At 36.4% G+C, this 19,541-nt stretch carries 19 protein-coding genes and 3 pseudogenes; 6 read left to right on the plus strand and 16 right to left on the minus strand.

Annotation, left to right across the window (positions count from 1 at the left end):
* Nucleotides 1–164 precede the first annotated feature (164 nt).
* From QWZ06_RS19085 to QWZ06_RS19095, 3 genes are read left to right on the plus strand one after another with little or no spacing between them, the layout of a single operon-like run.
* Nucleotides 165–575, plus strand: a complete 411-nt coding sequence (locus QWZ06_RS19085) for a single-stranded DNA-binding protein (RefSeq protein WP_290300472.1) — start codon at nucleotides 165–167, stop codon at nucleotides 573–575.
* A 38-nt stretch (nucleotides 576–613) separates the two neighbouring features.
* Nucleotides 614–1,687, plus strand: a complete 1,074-nt coding sequence (locus tag QWZ06_RS19090) for a DUF932 domain-containing protein (protein WP_290300473.1) — start codon at nucleotides 614–616, stop codon at nucleotides 1,685–1,687.
* 57 nt (nucleotides 1,688–1,744) lie between these two features.
* Nucleotides 1,745–2,188 (plus strand): JAB domain-containing protein, encoded by a 444-nt coding sequence (locus QWZ06_RS19095; RefSeq protein ID WP_290300476.1) that lies wholly within the window; start codon nucleotides 1,745–1,747, stop codon nucleotides 2,186–2,188.
* 188 nt (nucleotides 2,189–2,376) lie between these two features.
* Here the strand turns inward: QWZ06_RS19095 and QWZ06_RS19100 are convergent, their stop codons facing one another.
* The 15 genes and pseudogenes from QWZ06_RS19100 to QWZ06_RS19170 form a co-directional block, all read right to left on the minus strand.
* Complete coding sequence (locus tag QWZ06_RS19100; RefSeq protein WP_290300477.1) at nucleotides 2,377–2,829, minus strand: DUF3872 domain-containing protein; 453 nt, start codon at nucleotides 2,827–2,829, stop codon at nucleotides 2,377–2,379.
* 10 nt (nucleotides 2,830–2,839) lie between these two features.
* Nucleotides 2,840–3,400, minus strand: a complete 561-nt coding sequence (locus tag QWZ06_RS19105; protein ID WP_290300479.1) for a conjugal transfer protein TraO — start codon at nucleotides 3,398–3,400, stop codon at nucleotides 2,840–2,842.
* A 1-nt stretch (nucleotide 3,401) separates the two neighbouring features.
* On the minus strand, nucleotides 3,402–4,304 hold the full coding sequence (traN, locus tag QWZ06_RS19110; RefSeq protein ID WP_290300482.1) for a conjugative transposon protein TraN: 903 nt from the start codon (nucleotides 4,302–4,304) through the stop codon (nucleotides 3,402–3,404).
* Between the two features lie 15 nt (nucleotides 4,305–4,319).
* Entirely contained in the window at nucleotides 4,320–5,618 is a 1,299-nt protein-coding gene (gene traM / locus QWZ06_RS19115) for a conjugative transposon protein TraM (RefSeq protein ID WP_290300485.1), read from the minus strand.
* Between the two features lie 3 nt (nucleotides 5,619–5,621).
* Nucleotides 5,622–5,891 (minus strand): hypothetical protein, encoded by a 270-nt coding sequence (locus QWZ06_RS19120; protein WP_290300486.1) that lies wholly within the window; start codon nucleotides 5,889–5,891, stop codon nucleotides 5,622–5,624.
* Between the two features lie 11 nt (nucleotides 5,892–5,902).
* Nucleotides 5,903–6,526 carry a conjugative transposon protein TraK gene (gene traK / locus QWZ06_RS19125; protein ID WP_290300487.1) on the minus strand — a complete coding sequence of 208 codons (624 nt, stop codon included), beginning with the start codon at nucleotides 6,524–6,526 and terminating at the stop codon, nucleotides 5,903–5,905.
* A gap of 12 nt (nucleotides 6,527–6,538) precedes the next feature.
* Nucleotides 6,539–7,530: pseudogene (traJ, locus tag QWZ06_RS19130) on the minus strand (conjugative transposon protein TraJ).
* A 1-nt stretch (nucleotide 7,531) separates the two neighbouring features.
* Nucleotides 7,532–8,163 (minus strand): annotated as a pseudogene (locus QWZ06_RS19135) (DUF4141 domain-containing protein).
* A 21-nt stretch (nucleotides 8,164–8,184) separates the two neighbouring features.
* Nucleotides 8,185–10,694, minus strand: a pseudogene (locus tag QWZ06_RS19140) (TraG family conjugative transposon ATPase).
* A complete protein-coding gene (locus tag QWZ06_RS19145; protein ID WP_290300489.1) occupies nucleotides 10,691–11,023 on the minus strand; it encodes a DUF4133 domain-containing protein in 333 nt (110 codons plus the stop codon). The pseudogene QWZ06_RS19140 and the gene QWZ06_RS19145 overlap by 4 nt, the downstream one beginning before the upstream one ends.
* A 10-nt stretch (nucleotides 11,024–11,033) precedes the next feature.
* Nucleotides 11,034–11,309: a DUF4134 domain-containing protein gene (locus tag QWZ06_RS19150; RefSeq protein WP_435384128.1), complete on the minus strand. Its 276-nt coding sequence runs from the start codon at nucleotides 11,307–11,309 to the stop codon at nucleotides 11,034–11,036.
* A gap of 221 nt (nucleotides 11,310–11,530) precedes the next feature.
* A complete protein-coding gene (locus QWZ06_RS19155) occupies nucleotides 11,531–12,055 on the minus strand; it encodes a hypothetical protein (RefSeq protein ID WP_290300493.1) in 525 nt (174 codons plus the stop codon).
* Between the two features lie 58 nt (nucleotides 12,056–12,113).
* Nucleotides 12,114–12,734, minus strand: a complete 621-nt coding sequence (locus QWZ06_RS19160; RefSeq protein WP_290300494.1) for a hypothetical protein — start codon at nucleotides 12,732–12,734, stop codon at nucleotides 12,114–12,116.
* Nucleotides 12,735–12,745: 11 nt separating this feature from the next.
* Complete coding sequence (locus tag QWZ06_RS19165) at nucleotides 12,746–13,141, minus strand: DUF3408 domain-containing protein (protein WP_290300495.1); 396 nt, start codon at nucleotides 13,139–13,141, stop codon at nucleotides 12,746–12,748.
* Nucleotides 13,142–13,145: 4 nt separating this feature from the next.
* The gene (locus QWZ06_RS19170) at nucleotides 13,146–13,913 is read right to left on the minus strand and encodes a ParA family protein (protein ID WP_290300497.1); all 768 of its coding nucleotides are present in this window, start codon (nucleotides 13,911–13,913) and stop codon (nucleotides 13,146–13,148) included.
* Nucleotides 13,914–14,543: 630 nt separating this feature from the next.
* On the opposite strand from QWZ06_RS19170, the gene mobA reads away from it, so the two are divergent.
* Nucleotides 14,544–14,978, plus strand: a complete 435-nt coding sequence (mobA, locus tag QWZ06_RS19175) for a conjugal transfer protein MobA (RefSeq protein ID WP_290300499.1) — start codon at nucleotides 14,544–14,546, stop codon at nucleotides 14,976–14,978.
* Nucleotides 14,975–16,228 carry a conjugal transfer protein MobB gene (mobB, locus tag QWZ06_RS19180; protein WP_290300501.1) on the plus strand — a complete coding sequence of 418 codons (1,254 nt, stop codon included), beginning with the start codon at nucleotides 14,975–14,977 and terminating at the stop codon, nucleotides 16,226–16,228. The genes mobA and mobB overlap by 4 nt, the downstream gene beginning before the upstream one ends.
* 32 nt (nucleotides 16,229–16,260) lie before the next feature.
* Here the strand turns inward: mobB and QWZ06_RS19185 are convergent, their stop codons facing one another.
* A complete protein-coding gene (locus QWZ06_RS19185) occupies nucleotides 16,261–17,130 on the minus strand; it encodes a DMT family transporter (RefSeq protein WP_290300503.1) in 870 nt (289 codons plus the stop codon).
* Nucleotides 17,131–17,501: 371 nt separating this feature from the next.
* On the opposite strand from QWZ06_RS19185, the gene mobC reads away from it, so the two are divergent.
* A complete protein-coding gene (mobC, locus tag QWZ06_RS19190; protein ID WP_290301386.1) occupies nucleotides 17,502–19,502 on the plus strand; it encodes a conjugal transfer protein MobC in 2,001 nt (666 codons plus the stop codon).
* The last annotated feature ends 39 nt before the right edge of the window (nucleotides 19,503–19,541 follow it).

Raw genomic sequence — 19,541 nt, forward strand, 5'->3', positions numbered from 1 at the left:
TCCGTTTCCTTTTGGTCATTTTTCTTTGTCAACACTTCATATCTGCTTTCTTTTTTCCGGTTTTTCTTTTGAAAAATATTAAACGAAGCCTGAAAAGGCTTTCAGAGAAAGGACGGATAAGAGATTGAAAACAAAACAACATGTACAATCTTAAAAAAACAGTTATGAACATTATTGGAAGACTGACCAGAGATGCGGAAGTGCGCACCCTGTCAAACAAAAAACAAGTAGTTAATTTTTCAATTGCTACGAATGACAACTATCGCAATAAACAAGGCGAACGAATCGAACAGACAACTTATTTTGAATGTGCCTATTGGATTTCAACAAAAGTCGCTGAAATCTTAAATAAAGGAATATTAGTCGAATTAAGCGGAAGAGCTTATACATCGGCATGGATAGGAAGAGATGGTGAACCTCACGCAGGTCTAAATTTTCATACTTCGCAAATTAAAATTCATAACAGTACTAAAAAAAACGAAAATGATTCTAAATCATTCAGTAAAAAAGGTCAAAAAGAAACTGAGAAATCTAAATCTGACGAAAGTTATACGGATGATGACCTACCTTTTTAAATCAAATACAATTTATAAACATTTAAAATCTCAACATCATGGCACATAATTTAAATTTCAACAACAGAACAGGGAAATATTCATTTTTCAGTGTAAAGGAAAAAGCATGGCATAACCTGGGACAAATAGTAGAAGATTATCCAACAAGCGAAGAAGCCATAAGATTTGCAGGGCTTGATTACGAGGTGGAAAAATCACCGTTATTTACAAAAGCCACAGGCATTATCGAAACTCTGGACGGACTCGTAATGAATAATTCAGAATTGGAGATTTCAAACTATTTCGCCAATATCCGTACAGATAATAACATGGTTTTGGGAGTAGTCGGAAAAGATTATCATATTGTACAAAATCGTGAAGCCTTTTCTTTTTTCGATGATATAGTAGGCGGTGGAGCAGGCATTTCGTACGAAACTGCAGGAGCTTTAGGAAATGGTGAACGAATTTTTATTACCGCAAAACTTCCCGATTATATCCGTGTTGGAAACGGTGACGATATTACAGAAAAACATATTTTCCTTACTACTTCCCATGACGGGAGCGGAAGCATTACCGCCGCATTTACCCCCGTGCGCATCGTTTGCCAAAATACCTTGTATGCTTCTCTTAAAAACATGAGTAATGTTGTAAGAATAAAACATACAGCAGGAGCAAAGCAACGGTTGGACGATGCTCACAAAGTGATGGGATTAGCCAACACGTTAAGTGATCAATTAGAAAAGACTTTTAATCATTGGGCAAAGATTACAATTGGTGACGCAGAAATGAAAAAATTAATTCAGTTGGCACTCTGTCCAAATAAAGAAACTTTAACTCATCTGCAAAAAGGAAATTTTGATGAATTATCAACCGTTTTCAAAAACACCGTCGATGAAGCTTTTGCCTACGCAATGATAAGTGATACCCAACAAATGGAAACAACAAAAGGGACTTTATTTGGGGCTTACAATGCAGTGACAGGCTTCTATCAGAATGTAAAAACCTACAAAGACGACGAAGCCAAATTACAGTCCATTATTTTTGGTGGTACTGCACAAATGAAATCCCAAAAAGCATTTGAACTTTGCGAAAAGTTTGCTTACCATGGGGCAGATACTTTAATAATGAATTGAAATACGAATTATCAATGTACGGTAAACCGAAGTCTCCGCCGTACAGGAGCAAGCCAAATGAAATTCAATATTGTTAACGAAATAAAATTAAGTTATACTAGAAAAGGTAATTCTGAAAAATTAGTCAGTAATTCACGAGATGCCATCGATGTTTTTCGTCAACATTTTGATTCTGATGAAATTGATTACCGAGAGTCTTTCTTTGCCCTATATCTAAATCAGAATAATAAGGTTCTAGGGATTAGAAAAATTTCTGAATCTGGAATTTCCTCAACTATAGTTGATGTTCGGATAATCATGCAAACAGCATTATTATGTAATGCATCATCTTTAATAGTAGCACATAACCACCCATCTGGAAATTTAAAACCGTCAGAAGAAGATCTAAAAATTACTCAAAATTTGAAATACGCATCAGAATTTTTAAATATTAAGTTATTAGATCATTGCATTTTAACCTCAACAGATTATATGTCATTTGCCGATGAGGGTCATATTTAAATAGGGATTATTAATACTTAAATAAGCGACAATCGAGAATTGTCGCTTATTTAAAATTCGGCGAAAAGACAATTCCTTCCTTGGGTCAGAAACGTCTTTTCGCAAATGTTAGTTTATCTATATAAACTTAGATTACAAAAAAAGGCTATTTCTGACGAAATAGCCTGGATTTTAAATGATGATTTTTTTTATAAAGTTCCTGTACTTTGAGGGTTTAACTGAAAATTAACTTTCTGTCTATTACCCGCATTATCTGCTATCCAAATATCAAAACTTTGGGAAACTGTAGATTCAGAAGTGTAGTACAACCTGAATTCCTTTTCAGTTAACGGATAGAAATCATTAGGAACAAAGGATGGATCGTTAAATAAACGAAGACTTCCCTGCCCTTCGGACTGAAAATATCGTATAGAATAAATAGTTCCTGTATAATTTCCATTTGGAATAATACGACATCTGATTTCTACAGTTTCACCTTTAGAAACGTACTTCTGAACAGGCATCACCTCTACCTCAAAAGGAAAATTCTGTTGAATTTCTAAATCATCTTTTTCACATGATTGTACATGTAACCCCACCATAACTACCATGATGAAAAGTTTAAATAGCATTCCTATTTTATTATTAACTATATTTTTCATTGTAAATATTTTAAAAATTATATCTTATTCCAACTCCCACTAGGGAGTAAAACTGAGCCATTTGACTATTTTTCAAAAACCGCAGTTGTCCATTGACCAGAAAAACCAAGTGATCCGTCAGATAACTCTCAATGGATAGCTTACCATTTGCTCCATAAATAAAATTATCTGTTGCTGTTAACAATGAACCGTCATATAGCAATTCATTGCCCCTATTAACCTGTTCGTAACCTGCAAGACATCCGATTCCAAGATTAAGATTAACTGTGCGTGTGAAGTCTCCCCATACATAAAAACTGTAACCACCGCCCAGCAGGAAAGTATCTATCGGAATATTATAGTTGGTGTATTCATAATACTTTATGCTATATTCTGCCATTCCAAAAAAGTAATTACCATTCCTTAGGTAAGAAACAAACCCCGCACTTAGCGCATAATTTTGATTTTCAGGAGATTTTGGAAACACTGAATAAGAAAATTCAACACCTGTCTGTCCAGGAATCATTTGTTGAGCAAATGTTTTGCTGTTCAATGCAATCGTTAAGATGACTGCTAAAAAAATTTTGTTCATCTTACTTTGTTTTTATGGTTAAACTCTTTATCAATTTTGCACGAATCAGATCTGAATTTTTAAGCTGTACTTTCTGATGTCTTCCGCCGCTTTTCTCCAGAATTTCAATTTCCAACACCTGATCTTTTAAAAGAGTAAACTGATCCAGCAGATAAACCCCTTTTATGTTTGAATGATCAGCTGCTGTCATTTGCGGGAAATAGGTACGAACCTTTTCTAATACCTTATCCTGAACAACCGTTCGTTTTAAATTCTTCTTGTCAACAATTTTAAAGTTGACCCATTCAATACTATATGCCACATTACTTTGATTCTCAATCTGCAATGTGAAATAAAATTTGCTTTCATTAATATGGAGTGCCCTGACCGAAAACTCAATTCCATAACTTTTTGAAACAATATGTTTAGTGGTTCTGTTGCTTTTCTTGTAGAGATTTTCCATAATAAGCTCTGTCAGAGTGGTGGAGCTTCCTTTAAGGTCCTCAAACAATACATCAGTAGTATATTGCCGTTCAATACCCCTTTGAAGTTTTACTAAATCATAGTTGAGTATTTCCGGATAAGAACTGTAAGACACATCAAAATTGTAAAATTTTCCATCTTCAGTAATGACCGAAAAATTGGTTTCCTCTTCAAAATCTCTCACAGCCGATTTAATTCGGAGAACATTTCCGATAGGCTCTGCCTTATTGGCAACTACCAGTTCACTCCCCAGATCAACATATCGTATAGGTGATGGAAAAATCACGTGGCTCGTTTTACTGTAGGTGACCTGCATTTTGAAAGGTTCCAATTTTGCCTGTTCCAAGGAAATATAAGTTGTCACAGAATCCTGACCAAATATCTTGCTTGCCAACAGAAGTAATAGCATAATGAGAATATAATGGCTCTTTTGTGTATTCATTTTTTAATTTTTTGATTAGTTATTTTTGGGTAAGAGTAATACCTGATGCCCCGCTTTTACAGTGACTTTCAATTGTCTGACTCTTTTTTGAAAATAGCCTGACAATCCCTGTACGACTCCTCTGCTAAGATCAGCGGCAATCTGTTGTCCTGCTGATTGGGTCATCATAATATTGGTACCGGAAGTCTGGCTCATATTAGCTACAATATCGCTTACCGCATCTTGTTCCGGTGAATAAGGAACATATAAACCCAATTGTCCATCATTGTCATGAACATTGATTTCTACAGGATAGACATTAGCTTTATATTGAATGGAAGATATTTTTAACTGAAGCCGCCCTCCCTGAAATTTACTTACCGCAATTAGCAAACTCCCTGCTGGGATTTCGGTTCGTCCGACTTGCATCGCTTCTGAAATCCTAATGGATACTGTACTTTCGTTTACCAAAGTCTTAGTTTCATTGACCACGCCTCTTATTGCGTTTTTTGCTTGAACTAATTTCTCTGCATCATTTTGACTGTCATAAAATCTATTCTGATTTAAACCTGCAATAAAGGCACTATCGGATGGCTCTCTGTACAATGAAGAAACGATAGTGGGATGTGCTGGTTTTGCTGAAGTCAATTTAATCTTCTTTTCAGTTGGTATTTCCACCTTTTCTTTTGGTGCCCGATCTTCCTGTTTTGAAGTCGTTGGAAGGTACTTAGCTGCCATCTGATATGATTTTTCCATCAGTTCTAGCTGATCATTTATTCCTAAGCCAGCAGGAACAGCATTATTTTGCATCGCTTCATTCTTCAATCTTGAAATTTCTTTCCTCAAATTATTGACTTCCTGATCATCCCGACCATAAAATGAACTCAAGGTTTGTTGGGAATTGCGATAGCTGTTCAGAGCATTCTGATCTGATTGCTGAAGAATACTTGTTCTAGCCGCTACACTTGATGGATTATTATTAGAATTTGAATCGCTTTGGTCATTCCAATAATCGGATAAGGAGGTTACAGCATTTCTTTTCTCTTCGTTCTTTTGCTCTAACAACTGCTGCTCATAAGCCTTTTGCTTATCAGACTGCAACTGTCCTTCTTTTGCCTGCGGAATGGCAGCATTAAAACCGCTCTCTTCAATATTAGTATTGTTGGCTTTTGGTTTAAAAATGAGGTAAAAGCATGACGCACATACGGCAGCCATCAAAAAATAGATGATAGGCTTCTTCAGTCTTTCCCACTGCGCTTTGGGAGGGTCACTCACTCCGTTGGAATTTTGTGAGAAATCATTTTCGGTCAATTTAATTTTCTCTGAATCTTTCATAAGCTATTTTTTAATGGGTGATCCTACAAGATCGTTCTGTTCTGAAGCTTTTTCTATCTTTTTCTTAGAAATGCCATCAATGTGATCGATAGATATGGTGTTGCTTTTTTGACCCGTTGACACAGCTACATGGATCAGGACGATGACGGTCAGCAAACAATAACTGCCAAAGAAAAGCTTAGTCAGCAATTTTTGTTTTTCCACAGAAAGCGCTTTCCAATGATTTTCTGCCTTTAAAACATGGCGTTCAATTTTATCTCTTAACTTTTTCATTACCGACATTTTTAGCGTTCAACGGTTTCAACATCTCTATTTTCAATCACATTGAATTTTTCAATCGTAAATCCCTGCGGATTACTATCAGACCTTACTGAATTAACCAAGGAACAGTCTGTTACTAAATTCCTGATGGTAAGATTACTGGATCGGATAATAAATTGTCTGGCATAAGTCTTTACGCCATAGGGATAGTTATTGAAATTGGCAACAACACTGTCAACCTCAACCCTTTGCTGAATATTACCTGAAATGATTCTATTATAATAGCCTTTCTCCTGAAGGTCTTTGTAGTAATTGAATGCTGATTGATCTGCCAGATTAAAGGCTCTTTTCACATTACTTTCAATAGCATTCTTATCAGGTGCTATCGTGAAGAACAATTCATGAAATCGTCTCACATGCTCTCTTGCTTCAACAGGTCTGTTAATCGACATCTCCTGAGAAAGGGCAACCATTAAAGATTTACCATTGTCCAGCACATAGATTTTCTCACGTTGCTCTTCAGCGAATTGATAGGATTTGAATACCACGACCCCTACTACTCCAAAACACAACAAAGCAAAAATGAACGTGAAAAGACGGATTTGTCTGAAGCTGCTTTCAATATTTCTTAATGTTTTAAATTCCATACCACTACATTTTTATTTTAATAATCTTCCTGAAATATTACCCGTCGCAGAACCTACCGCTGCTCCCGCAACATTGCCTGATTTCGTGGCAGTCTGGTTTACATTGCGCATGAAATTGCCTGCTCCTCCTGCCTGAATGACCCAACCAGTCACCGTTGGTACCGTAAAATATCCTATAATTCCAATTACCATATAGATGATGTAAACGGTATTTGAGGTATCAGGAATGAAGGTTGGATCTGCGAGCATTTCGATATCCCGCTCTAAGATCAAAGTTTGTATCTTGGCAAGAATGGCACTGAAAATATCAGCAACAGGCAGCCATAGGTAAACACTGATATATCTTGTCAGCCATTGACTTAAAGTAGTCTGAAATCCATCCCAGACGGAAATCGCAAATGCTATTGGTCCCAAGATTGAAAGGACTATCAGGAAGAAGGTTCTGATGGTATCAATAACTAAGGCTGCCGATTGAACAATATTTCAAGAAACTCGCGGAAACCATCTCTGATATCTTTCTTGATGGCAAACATTTCTCTTTCAATATACATTCCGGACATCGTGACCAAATCCGATGGTGACCATCCGAGCTCCTCCAGCTTTTTGTCAAATTCTTCGTTTGAAATAAGATAAGCCATCTCCGGATTCCTTAGCATCGCTTCCCGTTCCAAAAGATCTTTCTTTTGCTGCAAATCATTCATATCCAATATCTGATTTTCCAGCATTGAATGACTTCCCTGAACAATAGGACTCATCACACCATTCAGACTTCCTAACACCAATGTCGAGAAAAACATAATGCAAATACCTATGACAAAAGGTCTCAGCATGGGAAACAAATCAATAGGCTCCGCACGGCTCAATGACTGCCAGACTTTTAATGCCACATAGAACAAGGCTCCTAGACCGGCAACTCCTTTTGCCACAGCAGCCATATCAGCACACATCGGCATCATTTCTTCGTAAACGGAACGCAGGACTTCGTGTAAGTTGCTTGGTTCCATCTTACCAGTATTTTTGATTGGAGGTTCCGTAAAGATCTAATACCCTTTGGGTATTGTTCTGTTTTTTGGCTCTCAGATAACTGACCGAAATATTCTTATTGGTATAGTATCTTACCAGATTATGATACGCTTTGACCTCTTTATATACCCGGTCAACTACATCCATCCTTTCTTTATCATTCAGAGAAAGCCCGTTAGAAGTGATGATCTCCTTCAGCTCTTTCAATAGCTCCGTACTCTCAGTAAGAAGTGCCGAATAACCATTGGCAATGGAAGCTAATTCCTGCGCATTGAAGTTGGGTCATTCAGCATTTTACCGAAATTGTTTACATACATCTCCGAAACATCGCCCACCAAAAGAACAGTCTGCTGTACTTTTCTGGCATCTTTTACCAGGTTATTGATAGCTTTCAGCTGGTCATAATATTCTTTGCCCTGCTCATAAACCTTTTTAACTTCATTGAAATTTTTTACGACATTGGATACCGTCGATGAAGTCTGTACAATTTCATTGGCTGAGTTTAAAATTCCGGATGCCAGATTTGCTGGATCGGTCACTACAAATTGTGCTTTTGTATAGGTGATGGTAGCGAAGAATGCCACCATCATCGTTTTGATGAATAAATTTTTCATTGTTGTAAAATTTTAAATGATTTAATTGTCTTTCGTATTCGATTTGATTCTCTTGAGAGAAATCCGCTTGATGGCATGTTCCACATTGCCGTCAAGTTCCGATGCAAGATTCATCACTTCCATCTTTTCCGTTTCTTCTGTAGTATAGGCCAGATATTCTTCTGTAGATACTTCGGTTGCATAGACCGCAGAGTGAGTTCCTCCTAATCCAATCCAGACTTCTTTGTAAAGCCTTCGGGGGTCATTGTTCATATTGATAGAAAGAACCTGAGATTTTTCTTTGTCAGTCAATCCCAGCATCGCCTGGATATCATCAAACTTATTCATGTACTTCCTTTGGTCAAGAAGAATCTTACAATCCGAATTGTTGATGATACTTTCCTTAACAATTGGTGACTGGATAATATCATCGACTTCCTGAGTCACCACAATGGCTTCTCCGAAAAATTTTCTTACCGTCTTGAAAAGGTATTTGATGTACTCTGCCATACCTTCTTTGGCAATGGCTTTCCAGGCTTCTTCGATGAGTATCAGTTTTCTGATTCCTTTGAGCCTTCGCATCTTATTGATGAAGACTTCCATTATGATAATGGTCACAATAGGAAACAGAATTTTATGATCTTTAATGGCATCGATTTCGAAGACAATGAAACGCTTGGATAACAAGTCCAGCTGTTTGTCTGAATTGAGCAGATAGTCATATTCACCTCCTCTGTAATAAGGTTCCAGCACATTGAGAAAGTTGGCAATATCAAAGTCTTTTTCTCTGACTTTCTTTTGCTCCAGTACTTTCTGATAGTCATCTTTGACGTATTCATAGAATCCATTAAAAGAAGGATGCTGGTCATTGGATTTAATCTTTTCAATGTATCCACTGACGGCATTAGACAGGGCCACTTCCTCTGAACGGGTCGGTGGTTCATCATCTCTTTTCCAAAGTGTCAGAATCAAGGTTTTGATACTCTCCCTTTTTTCGATGTCAAAGATTCCGTCATCGGTGTAAAATGGATTGAAAGCAATGGGATTGTCTTCGGTGTAAGTAAAATATACCCCATCCTCACCCTTTGTCTTTCCTTTAATGAGTTCACATAATCCCTGATAGGAATTTCCGGTATCTACAAGAAGGACATGCGCTCCCTGCTCATAATACTGTCGTACCATATGGTTCGTAAAGAAGGATTTACCACTTCCGGAAGGTCCAAGAATAAACTTATTTCTATTGGTGATAATCCCCTGCTTCATCGGCAGATCTGAAATATCCAGATGAATCGGTTTTCCTGTCAGACGGTCAGCCATTTTGATCCCAAAAGGTGAAGGTGAATCCTGATAGTTGGTTTCCCCGGTGAAAAAACATACAGCAGGTTCGATGAATGTGTAGAAGCTTTCTTCACTTGGAAAATCTGCGGCATTGCCCGGAATTCCTGCCCAATATAAGGTAGCTGTATCTGTCGTATTATGATGGGGTTTACATTCCATTAAAGCCAAAGCGCTTCCCGTATCATTCTTTAACTGCTTGAGCTCAGTAGGATTGTCAGACCATGACATTATATTAAAATGAGCGCGGATAGATTGTAACCCGAAAGAATGTGCTTCATTCAAATACTTTTCAATCCATTCCTTATTGATCTGATTAGCTCTGCTATATCTTGCCAGAGAATGCATGTTTCTTGCAGATTTTTCAAACTTACTCAAATTCTCGTCACTGTTGTCGATGAACAGATACTGGTTATAAATGTGATTGCAACTGAGCAGAAGTCCCACGGGAGAAGCAAATGATAGAAGACAGTCACTGCGGTCGGTGCTTAACTTCTCATAACAGCTGTGCGATGAAACAGTGCCGGGCAGATCTTCTGTATCCGATAAGGTGTGCATAGTAATACGATTGTTACCAATTCGCATTTCTTCAGATCCGAGCTTAATATCCTGCAATGATGGATGGGTTTCACGGGATAGAGTCAGATATTGTTCCAGTAATCCTGACCTTTCGGAAGTTCCGGATATTTCATCTTCTGTCATCCTTTCCAGATGGATATAGCCACTGTCATTCATTATCCGCTCCAGCTGATCCACAGCTTCGAGAAACGACTCATGACTTCTTTGTCCTTGATCTCTTTGGGAATCAGTTTACCCTTACATAATGATGAAAAGTTACTCTGCATCCGCATTCTCTCCTTACTGGTTTTTGTTATAAAGAGATAGCAATAATGATTTAAAAATGGTCGCTCATTGAAATGCTTTTCAAATGATTTTGATAAAAAACTCTGATCTTCTTTCGAAAGATCAGGATTGTAGTTTTCTTTAATGAACCAGTCCTGTTTATGGACGACCGTAAAATCAGGCAGTGTTTTAATCGCCTTGAACCAGGCAGAATGCATCGCTTCGTACTCAGCGGAAGCAACGGTAAACAGTTCTGGAAGTTGTACTTTAAAACAAACCGTAACATCAGCGTCCTTTGAAATGATACAATCATTTTCGATAGCCAGCAATGGAAATTTACTTTCCAAAGTGGCTGTTTTGGAAGAATTTCTCATACGTCTGTTCTTTTAAGGTTAGTTTTCAAATACCTGTAAATACTCTTTCGACTGATGATGTATTTTGGATGCTTCTTGCGTGCGCCTAATTTCATCAGGCCATGCTCACCGTATTTTCCATTCAGTGTAAAGGTTTGCCATATAAGAAGTCCACTGCTTACACCTCCGAGAATTAAACACAGGTACGTATTAACTCCCGCCATATACATGATCATTAAGGATACGAGTATTCCTAACAAACCGCCTGAAAAAATAAAAAGGTATTGCGCTTTAAGTCCCTTAAATTCTACCGTCCTTCCTATTCCTTTATTGATATGATAACTATTCATAATCATCATTTTAAAGGAAGAAGGAACGAAGGATTGTTGCGGCAACAATTAAGAAGATACATGCTCCGAACCAGCTGGCAGCCGTCTTACTGGTGTCAGGATCACCACTGCTGAACTTATTGTAAACTTTAACACCTCCAATGAGTCCGACGACTGCACCTATGGCGTAAATTAATTGGGTAGCGGGTTCAAAATAAGAAGTGACCATCTGCGTAGCCTCGTTGATCCCGGCACTGCCATTGCCTTGTGAAAGCATACGGAGCAACCAAAATTGCCAGTATTGCATAGATCAGTTTTTTTCTCTGTTTTTCCATTTTGTAAACATTTTTTTGTTAATGAGAACTGCACTCTGCAGGACTCAGGAGCAAATGTGCTTTGGAAAAACAGACTTATCGGGAAATGTCAGCAGTGGGAAGTGAATGGCTTTTAGTGGCACCGAACATAGGACTAAACATAAAAAAACGTCAAACTAGAAAAGTTTGACGTTAATCTATATTGCAATGGATTTTATATTCTCCTCCCTTTGGATTTATTGTTATTCGGCTTTTCTTTATGATTCGCAGTGGTTTTTCCCGAATTTAAATTATTTTTGATCACACCGGCAAGAAAAGTTTTTTCCCACGGAATTTGTTTTGCTTCAAACTGCATTTGAAAGCCCTCCTCTGATAACCCTTCTCTCAATTCAAAGCCGTGATGTCTATTCCATCCGATCCTGTCGAGCTCATTTTCAATGGGAAATTGTACAGCGATTAAATCTTTGGGAAATTCTTTATGCATACTAAAGTCTATATCCTGAAATTCATGTGTCTTGGGATTATAAGGTATAGTATAGCTGTTTTGATCCTCATCATAGTAATTCTGTATATCCGAAAAGACGATACCCGTAGATAGAAAATCATCTTTGGGTCTCAGCATATCCATACGGATATCTACAAAAAATATATGTCCTGCAATCATTATGGTTGGAAGCTGTCCTTTATTGATACGTAAATCATAAGTCTCTTCATTGGTCTTTTTTTCAGTTGGATCCATAACATTAAAAATTTGATTGTTCATTTTCCTAACAATCTTAAAAAAAACATTGGGAAGCCTATATAAACTTCCCAATGTCGAAACCATCTGCAGAATTATTATGCTTAGAAGGAATGGCCTTGTCATTATTTGAAATACTCTCGTTTAACAAACTGGCAATTCTTTTTGAAGCATCTCCTAAAGAGTTCTCTAACAGATCAAAAAGCTCGGTCCCTTGAATTTTTTGAATTATATCTACTGCTTGTCGTTCTAAGTCAGGCTTCAGCACGTCCTGTTGAAGCAGCTCACCCGCAGTACTCAATTCCTGGAAGGTAACCCCTGTAGCAAACCCGCTTTCAACAGTAGAGTTCTCATATTTCCAATCTTCATTCTCCTGCTCCCGTTCATCATTTTTAACTAGGATATCATCCAAATTTTTAGTCTGCCCCATAGTTTCAAATTCAGCTTCTCTGGTTTCTGATTCAAAAATATCTTCTGTTTGTAAAATATATTCATTTTGTCTCTCATTCGTATTGATTGGCAATGCTTGTCTTTCTCTCTGTTTTGTATCTCCCATAACAGATGGTAGATTCTTAGTTTTAGTAACATTATCTTTTCCACGGATATTGATTGAAAATTTTTTGTCTACAAGAACTAAAACAAGAATGATTAATAAACCGATGATGATAATTTGTTCCATAAGATGATAGATTAAAAGATTGGACGGTATTTGTTATTGAAATCATCAGTAATTTCCTTTTCAAACATTTCAAAATGATAAGCCAGTATATTATCCAGATAAGCATACAGAGGAATCTGGTCATCGGCGATGATTTGAATAATGCGTGAGAGGCGTTCGTGATATTCAGGACGGATATAAATACTTTTATCACCACGCTTAGTCATTGTATGATGCGTAAGAAACTGCTCCATATAACTTACATCATTACTTTTCTGAATCTTCAACTTATTTTTTGTTACAGCTTTCTCCTTTTGGGGATCTGCATTTTTTACAGGAACTTCTTTCTTGGGACTTCCTGCCATAATGGACATCAGATATTGTTCATCGATACTGTGATCTTGATTGTTATTATTATCGTAATCCATACTTTTATAGTTTTACAATTCTTAAAAATTCTTTTATAAATTGATCCAGCCTGCATTGTGCTAGCAGCTTAGGATCTGCAGGCAGTAAAGTTGATCGGAAAACAGCCTTTGTAATGGTCTCCCCTTCTTTTCGAAATCTTTTACTGTCTGTAATGGTTGTTTCCATAAGCGGCAGCCCTAAATCTGAAATCACTTTACTGTAATTTTTGTAAAGCAACGTCCGCTCTCTTCCATCCACCTGATTCCAGAAAAGATGGATAGCCCGGATTCCTGTTTGACTTTCTTTCATCAATACATTGGTTAGAACATTGGTGAAACTTAGCGTACTTTCCAATACGAGACGATCTGCAGTAATAGGAGAAAAAATATAATGGACATTCGTCAACGTTTTTAAAATACCTGCAGTATTCACCGTTCCCGGCAGATCTAAAAAAATAATGTCAGGAGTTATTTCCGAGCCATCAACATACATATCTATTTCTTGTAAAACCTGATCAGTTTTACTCTGAAAAATAGGATAAGCTTTTTTATTGATACTCGTAAATTGTTTGTGAGCCATCTTTTTTAAAATTTCATTCTGCATCACCATTTTTAAATCCCGCTCTCTCATCTGGAGTAAACTGTACTGCGGAAAGTCACAATCAAAGACAGCAACTTGATATCTCATTCGATAATGAAGGATGCTTGCCATTAATGTTGTAAATGTGCTTTTTCCTACGCCTCCCTTTTGAGTGGAAAAAGCAATAATTGTGGGTTGTTTTTTTGTTTTCATTATATTGAATTTTAGTTAATCCGAAATTGAAAGACTGAAGGACAGCAAGCCTCCAAACCATCATAAACTCAAACATGATATTTCCCCATCACGAATGTTGGCTACGACCATTGAAAGCTGTATTGGCTTCCGGCATTAGTGAATGAATCTCATCCGTATTGCAATCCTTATAGATTGAATTTCTGATTTCTATCCGTCAAAAATGATATCACGAAAGCTGACATTCCTGAAGGCAAGAAGGCAGGATTTCCAGAGTTATAGAATGCTATCGGATTTGCAGTTAGTCCCGCCCTCAATCTGATGCAAATGAAAAATATTTCTGTTTCAGTGCTTTTATAATGGTAGTTCTTGGCAGTAGACTTCCATCTTTGGCTTTGTTTACTATACCGTTTCTCTAATTGATTGTGGTTTACTTTGTTTTAGAAGATTGAAGAGTTTTTTGAAATGGTAGTGTCTGAATAGTATAATGTTATAAATCTGTTCTACTCAAGATATTTCCTTTCACCCGAAAGGGGCAAGTTATGTTTTGAGTGCCTCATAACTTTTTTCGTGCCTCAAAACAACTTGCCCTGGCTGGGGCTTTAAAAACCACTCCGAAGTCGTGATTTTCTTAACATTAAATTAGAGAATATGGACACAAATAGAAACAATAAAGGAGGGCGTAAGCCTAAGCTAAACCCAAGTAAAAACAGATATGTATTTCGATTGACAGATGAAGAAAATGTTGGTTTTCTAAAATTATTTGAAGCTTCAGGCATGAGCAACAAAGCAAAATTTATTACAACAATTTTGCTTCAGAGAGAATTAAAAATTATAAAAGTGGATGTTTCAACGATGGATTATCATACTCAACTCACTAAATTCTTTTACCAATTTCAGTCGATTGGAAACAATTATAATCAGATTGTAAAAATTTTATATCGAAACTTTACTGAGAAAAAAGCTTCTCTGTATCTCTTTAAACTGGAAAATCATACTAAAAATCTAGCTGTAATCTGTAAACAGGTGATAGAACTCACGAAAGAATTTGAACAAAACCATATTCAAAAAACTAATGATAAATGATCGCAAAAATTGGAAAAGGTGAAAATCTTTGGGGTGCGCTTACCTACAATCAGCAAAAAGTAGACAACGAAAATGGAACGGTTTTACTCACTAATAAGATTCCCGATTTGTGGGATCGACCTTATTCGGTTAAATTTTTTCATCAGTATTTTGAACCCTACTTGATTGCCAATAACAAAACTGAAAAACCGGTAAGACATATTTCCCTTAATCCTGACCCTAACGATAAGGTTGATGACAAAGATTATAGAGAAATGGCTCAGCAATATATGCAGGAAATGGGCTATGGCAACCAACCCTATGTCGTTTTTAAACATACGGATATTGACAGAACTCACATTCATATCGTCACCACCTGTGTACAGATCGATGGGAAGAAAATATCAGATCGCTATGATCACCCGCGATCAATGGAAGCCTGCAGAAAACTTGAAAAACAATACAACCTGAAAGTCGCTGGTGAGAATAGAAATTTAAATCAAAACTCTATTTTTAAACCTATAGATTATACTAAGGGGAATATCAAAACACAATTATCATCCGTAATAAGGCATATCCCTAAAACCTATGGCTTTCAAAGTATGGGTGCTTATAACGCTTTACTCTCTCAATTTAATATTTCCTGTGAAGAGGTTAGCGGAGAACTGCATGGAAAGATGAGAAAGGGAATCGTCTATTTTGCTACGGATAAAAATGGAAAAAAAGTAAGTAATCCTTTTAAATCATCCCTTTTTGGTAAGCATGCAGGAGTAGAAAATATTCAGGTGCTCAGTGAGAAATCTAAAGTGAAATTAAAAAATGATCCTTCAAAACATATTCTTAAAAGAACGGTAGAAACTGCCCTCAGCACGAGTAAATCAGAAGCTTCTTTTAAGTCCCAACTATTGGAACAGGGAATTGCTACGATTATTAGAAAAAATAATCAGGGAAGAATATATGGAATTACATTCATAGACCATAACTCCAAATTAGTGTGGAACGGCTCACAGTTAGATAAAGAGCTCGCAGCCAATTCCTTTAATAAACTGTGGAATGAGTTAGAAACAAAAACAGAAACCAATTCATATAGTCATTCTAAAGATGATTTATCATTTGAAAAATCATCGGAATATTTTTTTACTCCTCACATTTCCGAAATATTTGACGGATTCTTTTCCGGCTTATTGTTGCCAGATACAAATATGGATCAGGAGGAACAAATTTTCAAAGCTCAAATGAAAAAGAAACAACGGAAGAGAAGAAAAAAATAACCTACCTTTTTAGGATAGGTTATTTTTTAATTTTATTTAGACCTCTTCAGTGAAATAACGGTCTGTATTACAACCGATAGCATCACGAAAAACAAACCTATATAAAATGACAAGTTAACTTCTCTGCCTTCATTAAAGAATATAAATGCAATAATAATTGCGTAAAGCGGTTCCAAATTTAAACTGAGGTTAACGGTAAATGCAGAAAGCTTCTTTAAAATTTCTGTAAAAGTGATGTATATAAAAACTGTGCAAAACCCTGCCAGTAAAAATAAATAAATGGTATTTTTAAAGCTAGGAATGACACTTTTTTCAGGAAAATAATGCAAGTAAATGGGTAATAATAATCCCAAAACCACTGTTCCCGAAATCATTTGATAATAGTTGATGAGTTTGCTGTCATAGGTTCTGACTAGCTTTTGATTACAAATGGTGTACAGAGAAGCAAAGGCTGGTGAAATTACTCCTAATATAATCCCAATTTTATATGAGCTGTCAAAGTGGAAAATTAAACTAATCCCTAAAATAGTCAGACCACTCAACAGGAGCTCGGAAATTTTTATTTTCCGACGGTTAACTAAGGGATCAAATATAGCTTTAAAAAAACTAGCCATGCAGTAACATACGACGCCAATAGATATATTGGAATATTTAATACTTGCATAAAACAAGAGCCAGGAAACTGTTATCAGAAGACCTACCCTTCCAATTTTCAGTTTTTCAGATAGGGAGATTTTCATGTTTACTTTATAGACCCTGACAATAAAGAATAAAATAATAGAAGAAAATAATACCCGGTAAAAGGTTATTAATCCTTCATTTAAAGTTACCAATTTTCCGAAGATACCGGAAAAGCCTAATAGTACTACAGAAAGGTGTAGTAGCAAATATGATTTTTTCATAATGAACAAACAATCCGCCTACAAGTAATAAGCGAAAATTTAAAATTTAGGAATAACAAATAATCCTCTGAATTAATTACCAGTGGATCTACTTCTTTTACAAAGAATTACTAAATTAAGCTCTAGGCGGCGGAAGGCAACTTAACCTGTTCATAAGAATTTTTTGAATGCACAAATATACGTAAAGCTGCCTACAATGAATAAAAGAATGTTAAAAATATATGCTCAAAATGCATTTTGAAAGCACTCAATACTGAGATTAAAAAGAAGAGTATCACAGTAAGAAAGCCAAACCCAGCCAATAGATGCATGCAAAAGCACATTCATTTTAAAAAAAGTAGAATCGTGTATTTATGCTTCTAAAATGTGATATGCAGGGTGAAGACGATTTAAGAGGACTTGCCAAAATCATGGCGTTTATGCGAGCGGTTAGCATAATTTTAGTACTAATGCATCTCTATTGGTTTTGTTACGGATTTTTTGCACTGCAACAATGGACACTGGAGCTCATCAATAAAATACTTCATAATTTTAATAAGACAGCAGGCCTTTTTTCTCAACCTATTTATTCTAAACTGTTCGCAATAGTTTTACTGGCTTTGAGTTGCCTCGGGACAAAGGGAGTCAAAAATGAAAAGATCACTTGGAAAAAAATTAGCATTGTTTTTTCTATCGGTTTTGTCTTATTCTTTTTAAACGTAATCCTGTTACAATATGCCAGCAGTTTTACTCCTGTACTTTATATCCTATCAACTGGATCTGGATATATTCTCCTAATGCAGGCAGGGGTTTGGATAAGCCGTCTTCTGAAGCATAACTTAATGACGGATGTTTTTAACAGTGAGAATGAAAGTTTTCAGCAGGAAACTAACTTACTCTATAATGAATACTCAGTTAATCTTCCCACAAAATTCTATTATCAGGGAAACTGGCATCAGGGATGGATTAATGTAGTCAATCCGTTTCGCGCGACCGTTGTTTTAGGAACACCAGGCTCAGGAAAATCATACGCCATTGTCAACAACTATATCAGACAGCATATTGAAAAAGGTTTTTCTATGTACATCTATGATTTTAAATTCGATGATTTGTCTACCATTGCGTACAACCATCTTCTGAATCATTCCGATGCTTATACAGTAAAGCCTAAATTCTATATCATCAATTTTGACGACCCTAGAAAAAGCCATCGGTGTAACCCCTTAAATCCTAATTTTATGACAGATATTTCAGATGCATATGAAGCTGCCTATACCAGCATGCTGAACTTGAATAGAAGCTGGATCCAGAAACAAGGCGACTTCTTTGTCGAAAGCCCCATTATATTATTAGCTGCAATCATATGGTTTCTTAAAATTTATGAAAACGGCAGATACTGCACTTTTCCACACGCTATTGAACTGCTAAACAAAAAATATGAAGAGGTCTTTACGATATTAACATCTTATTCCGAATTAGAGAACTACCTCTCTCCTTTTATGGATGCATGGCAAGGAGGTGCACAGGATCAGTTGCAGGGGCAAATCGCATCGGCAAAGATTCCTTTATCAAGAATGATCTCACCACAATTGTATTGGGTAATGACCGGAGACGATTTTTCTTTGGATATCAATAATCCGAATGAACCTAAAATATTGTGCGTTGGAAATAACCCTGATCGTCAGAACATCTATTCTGCTGCTCTTGGGCTATACAATTCAAGAATTGTTAAGTTGATCAATAAAAAAGGACAGTTGAAAAGTTCTGTCATTATTGACGAGCTTCCCACTATTTATTTCAGAGGCTTGGATAACTTAATTGCTACTGCCAGAAGCAATAAAGTTTCTATATGTCTTGGGTTTCAGGATTTTTCCCAGCTGACAAGAGATTATGGAGACAAGGAAAGTAAAGTTATTCAGAATACGGTCGGCAATATTTTCAGCGGTCAGGTGGTTGGGGAAACAGCAAAAACCTTATCCGAACGTTTTGGGAAAGTGCTGCAAAAAAGACAAAGTATATCCATCAATAGGAATGATACCTCTACCTCCATCTCTACCCAATTGGATAGTCTTATTCCAGCTTCGAAGATTTCTATCTTGACCCAGGGATTTTTTGTCGGTGCTGTATCAGATAATTTTGATGAAAGGATAGAACAGAAGATTTTTCATTCAGAGATTGTTGTGGATACTGCTAAACTTTCTCAAGAAACGCAAAACAATCAGAAGATACCGCTGATCCGATCCTTTATTGACGAAGACGGAAATGATTCGATGACCAAACAGATTCAAGATAATTACAAAGAAATTAAGACTGATATTCTCAGCATCGTCACGAATGAGATGAATCGAATAAAAAATGATCCTGATTTGCAGTATTTAATCAAAAATGATTAAAATAGAAACCTCAAATACAGTATGATTTGAGGTTTAATT

Source organism: Chryseobacterium tructae, from assembly GCF_030409875.1.
Classification (GTDB): Bacteria; Bacteroidota; Bacteroidia; order Flavobacteriales; family Weeksellaceae; genus Chryseobacterium; species Chryseobacterium tructae.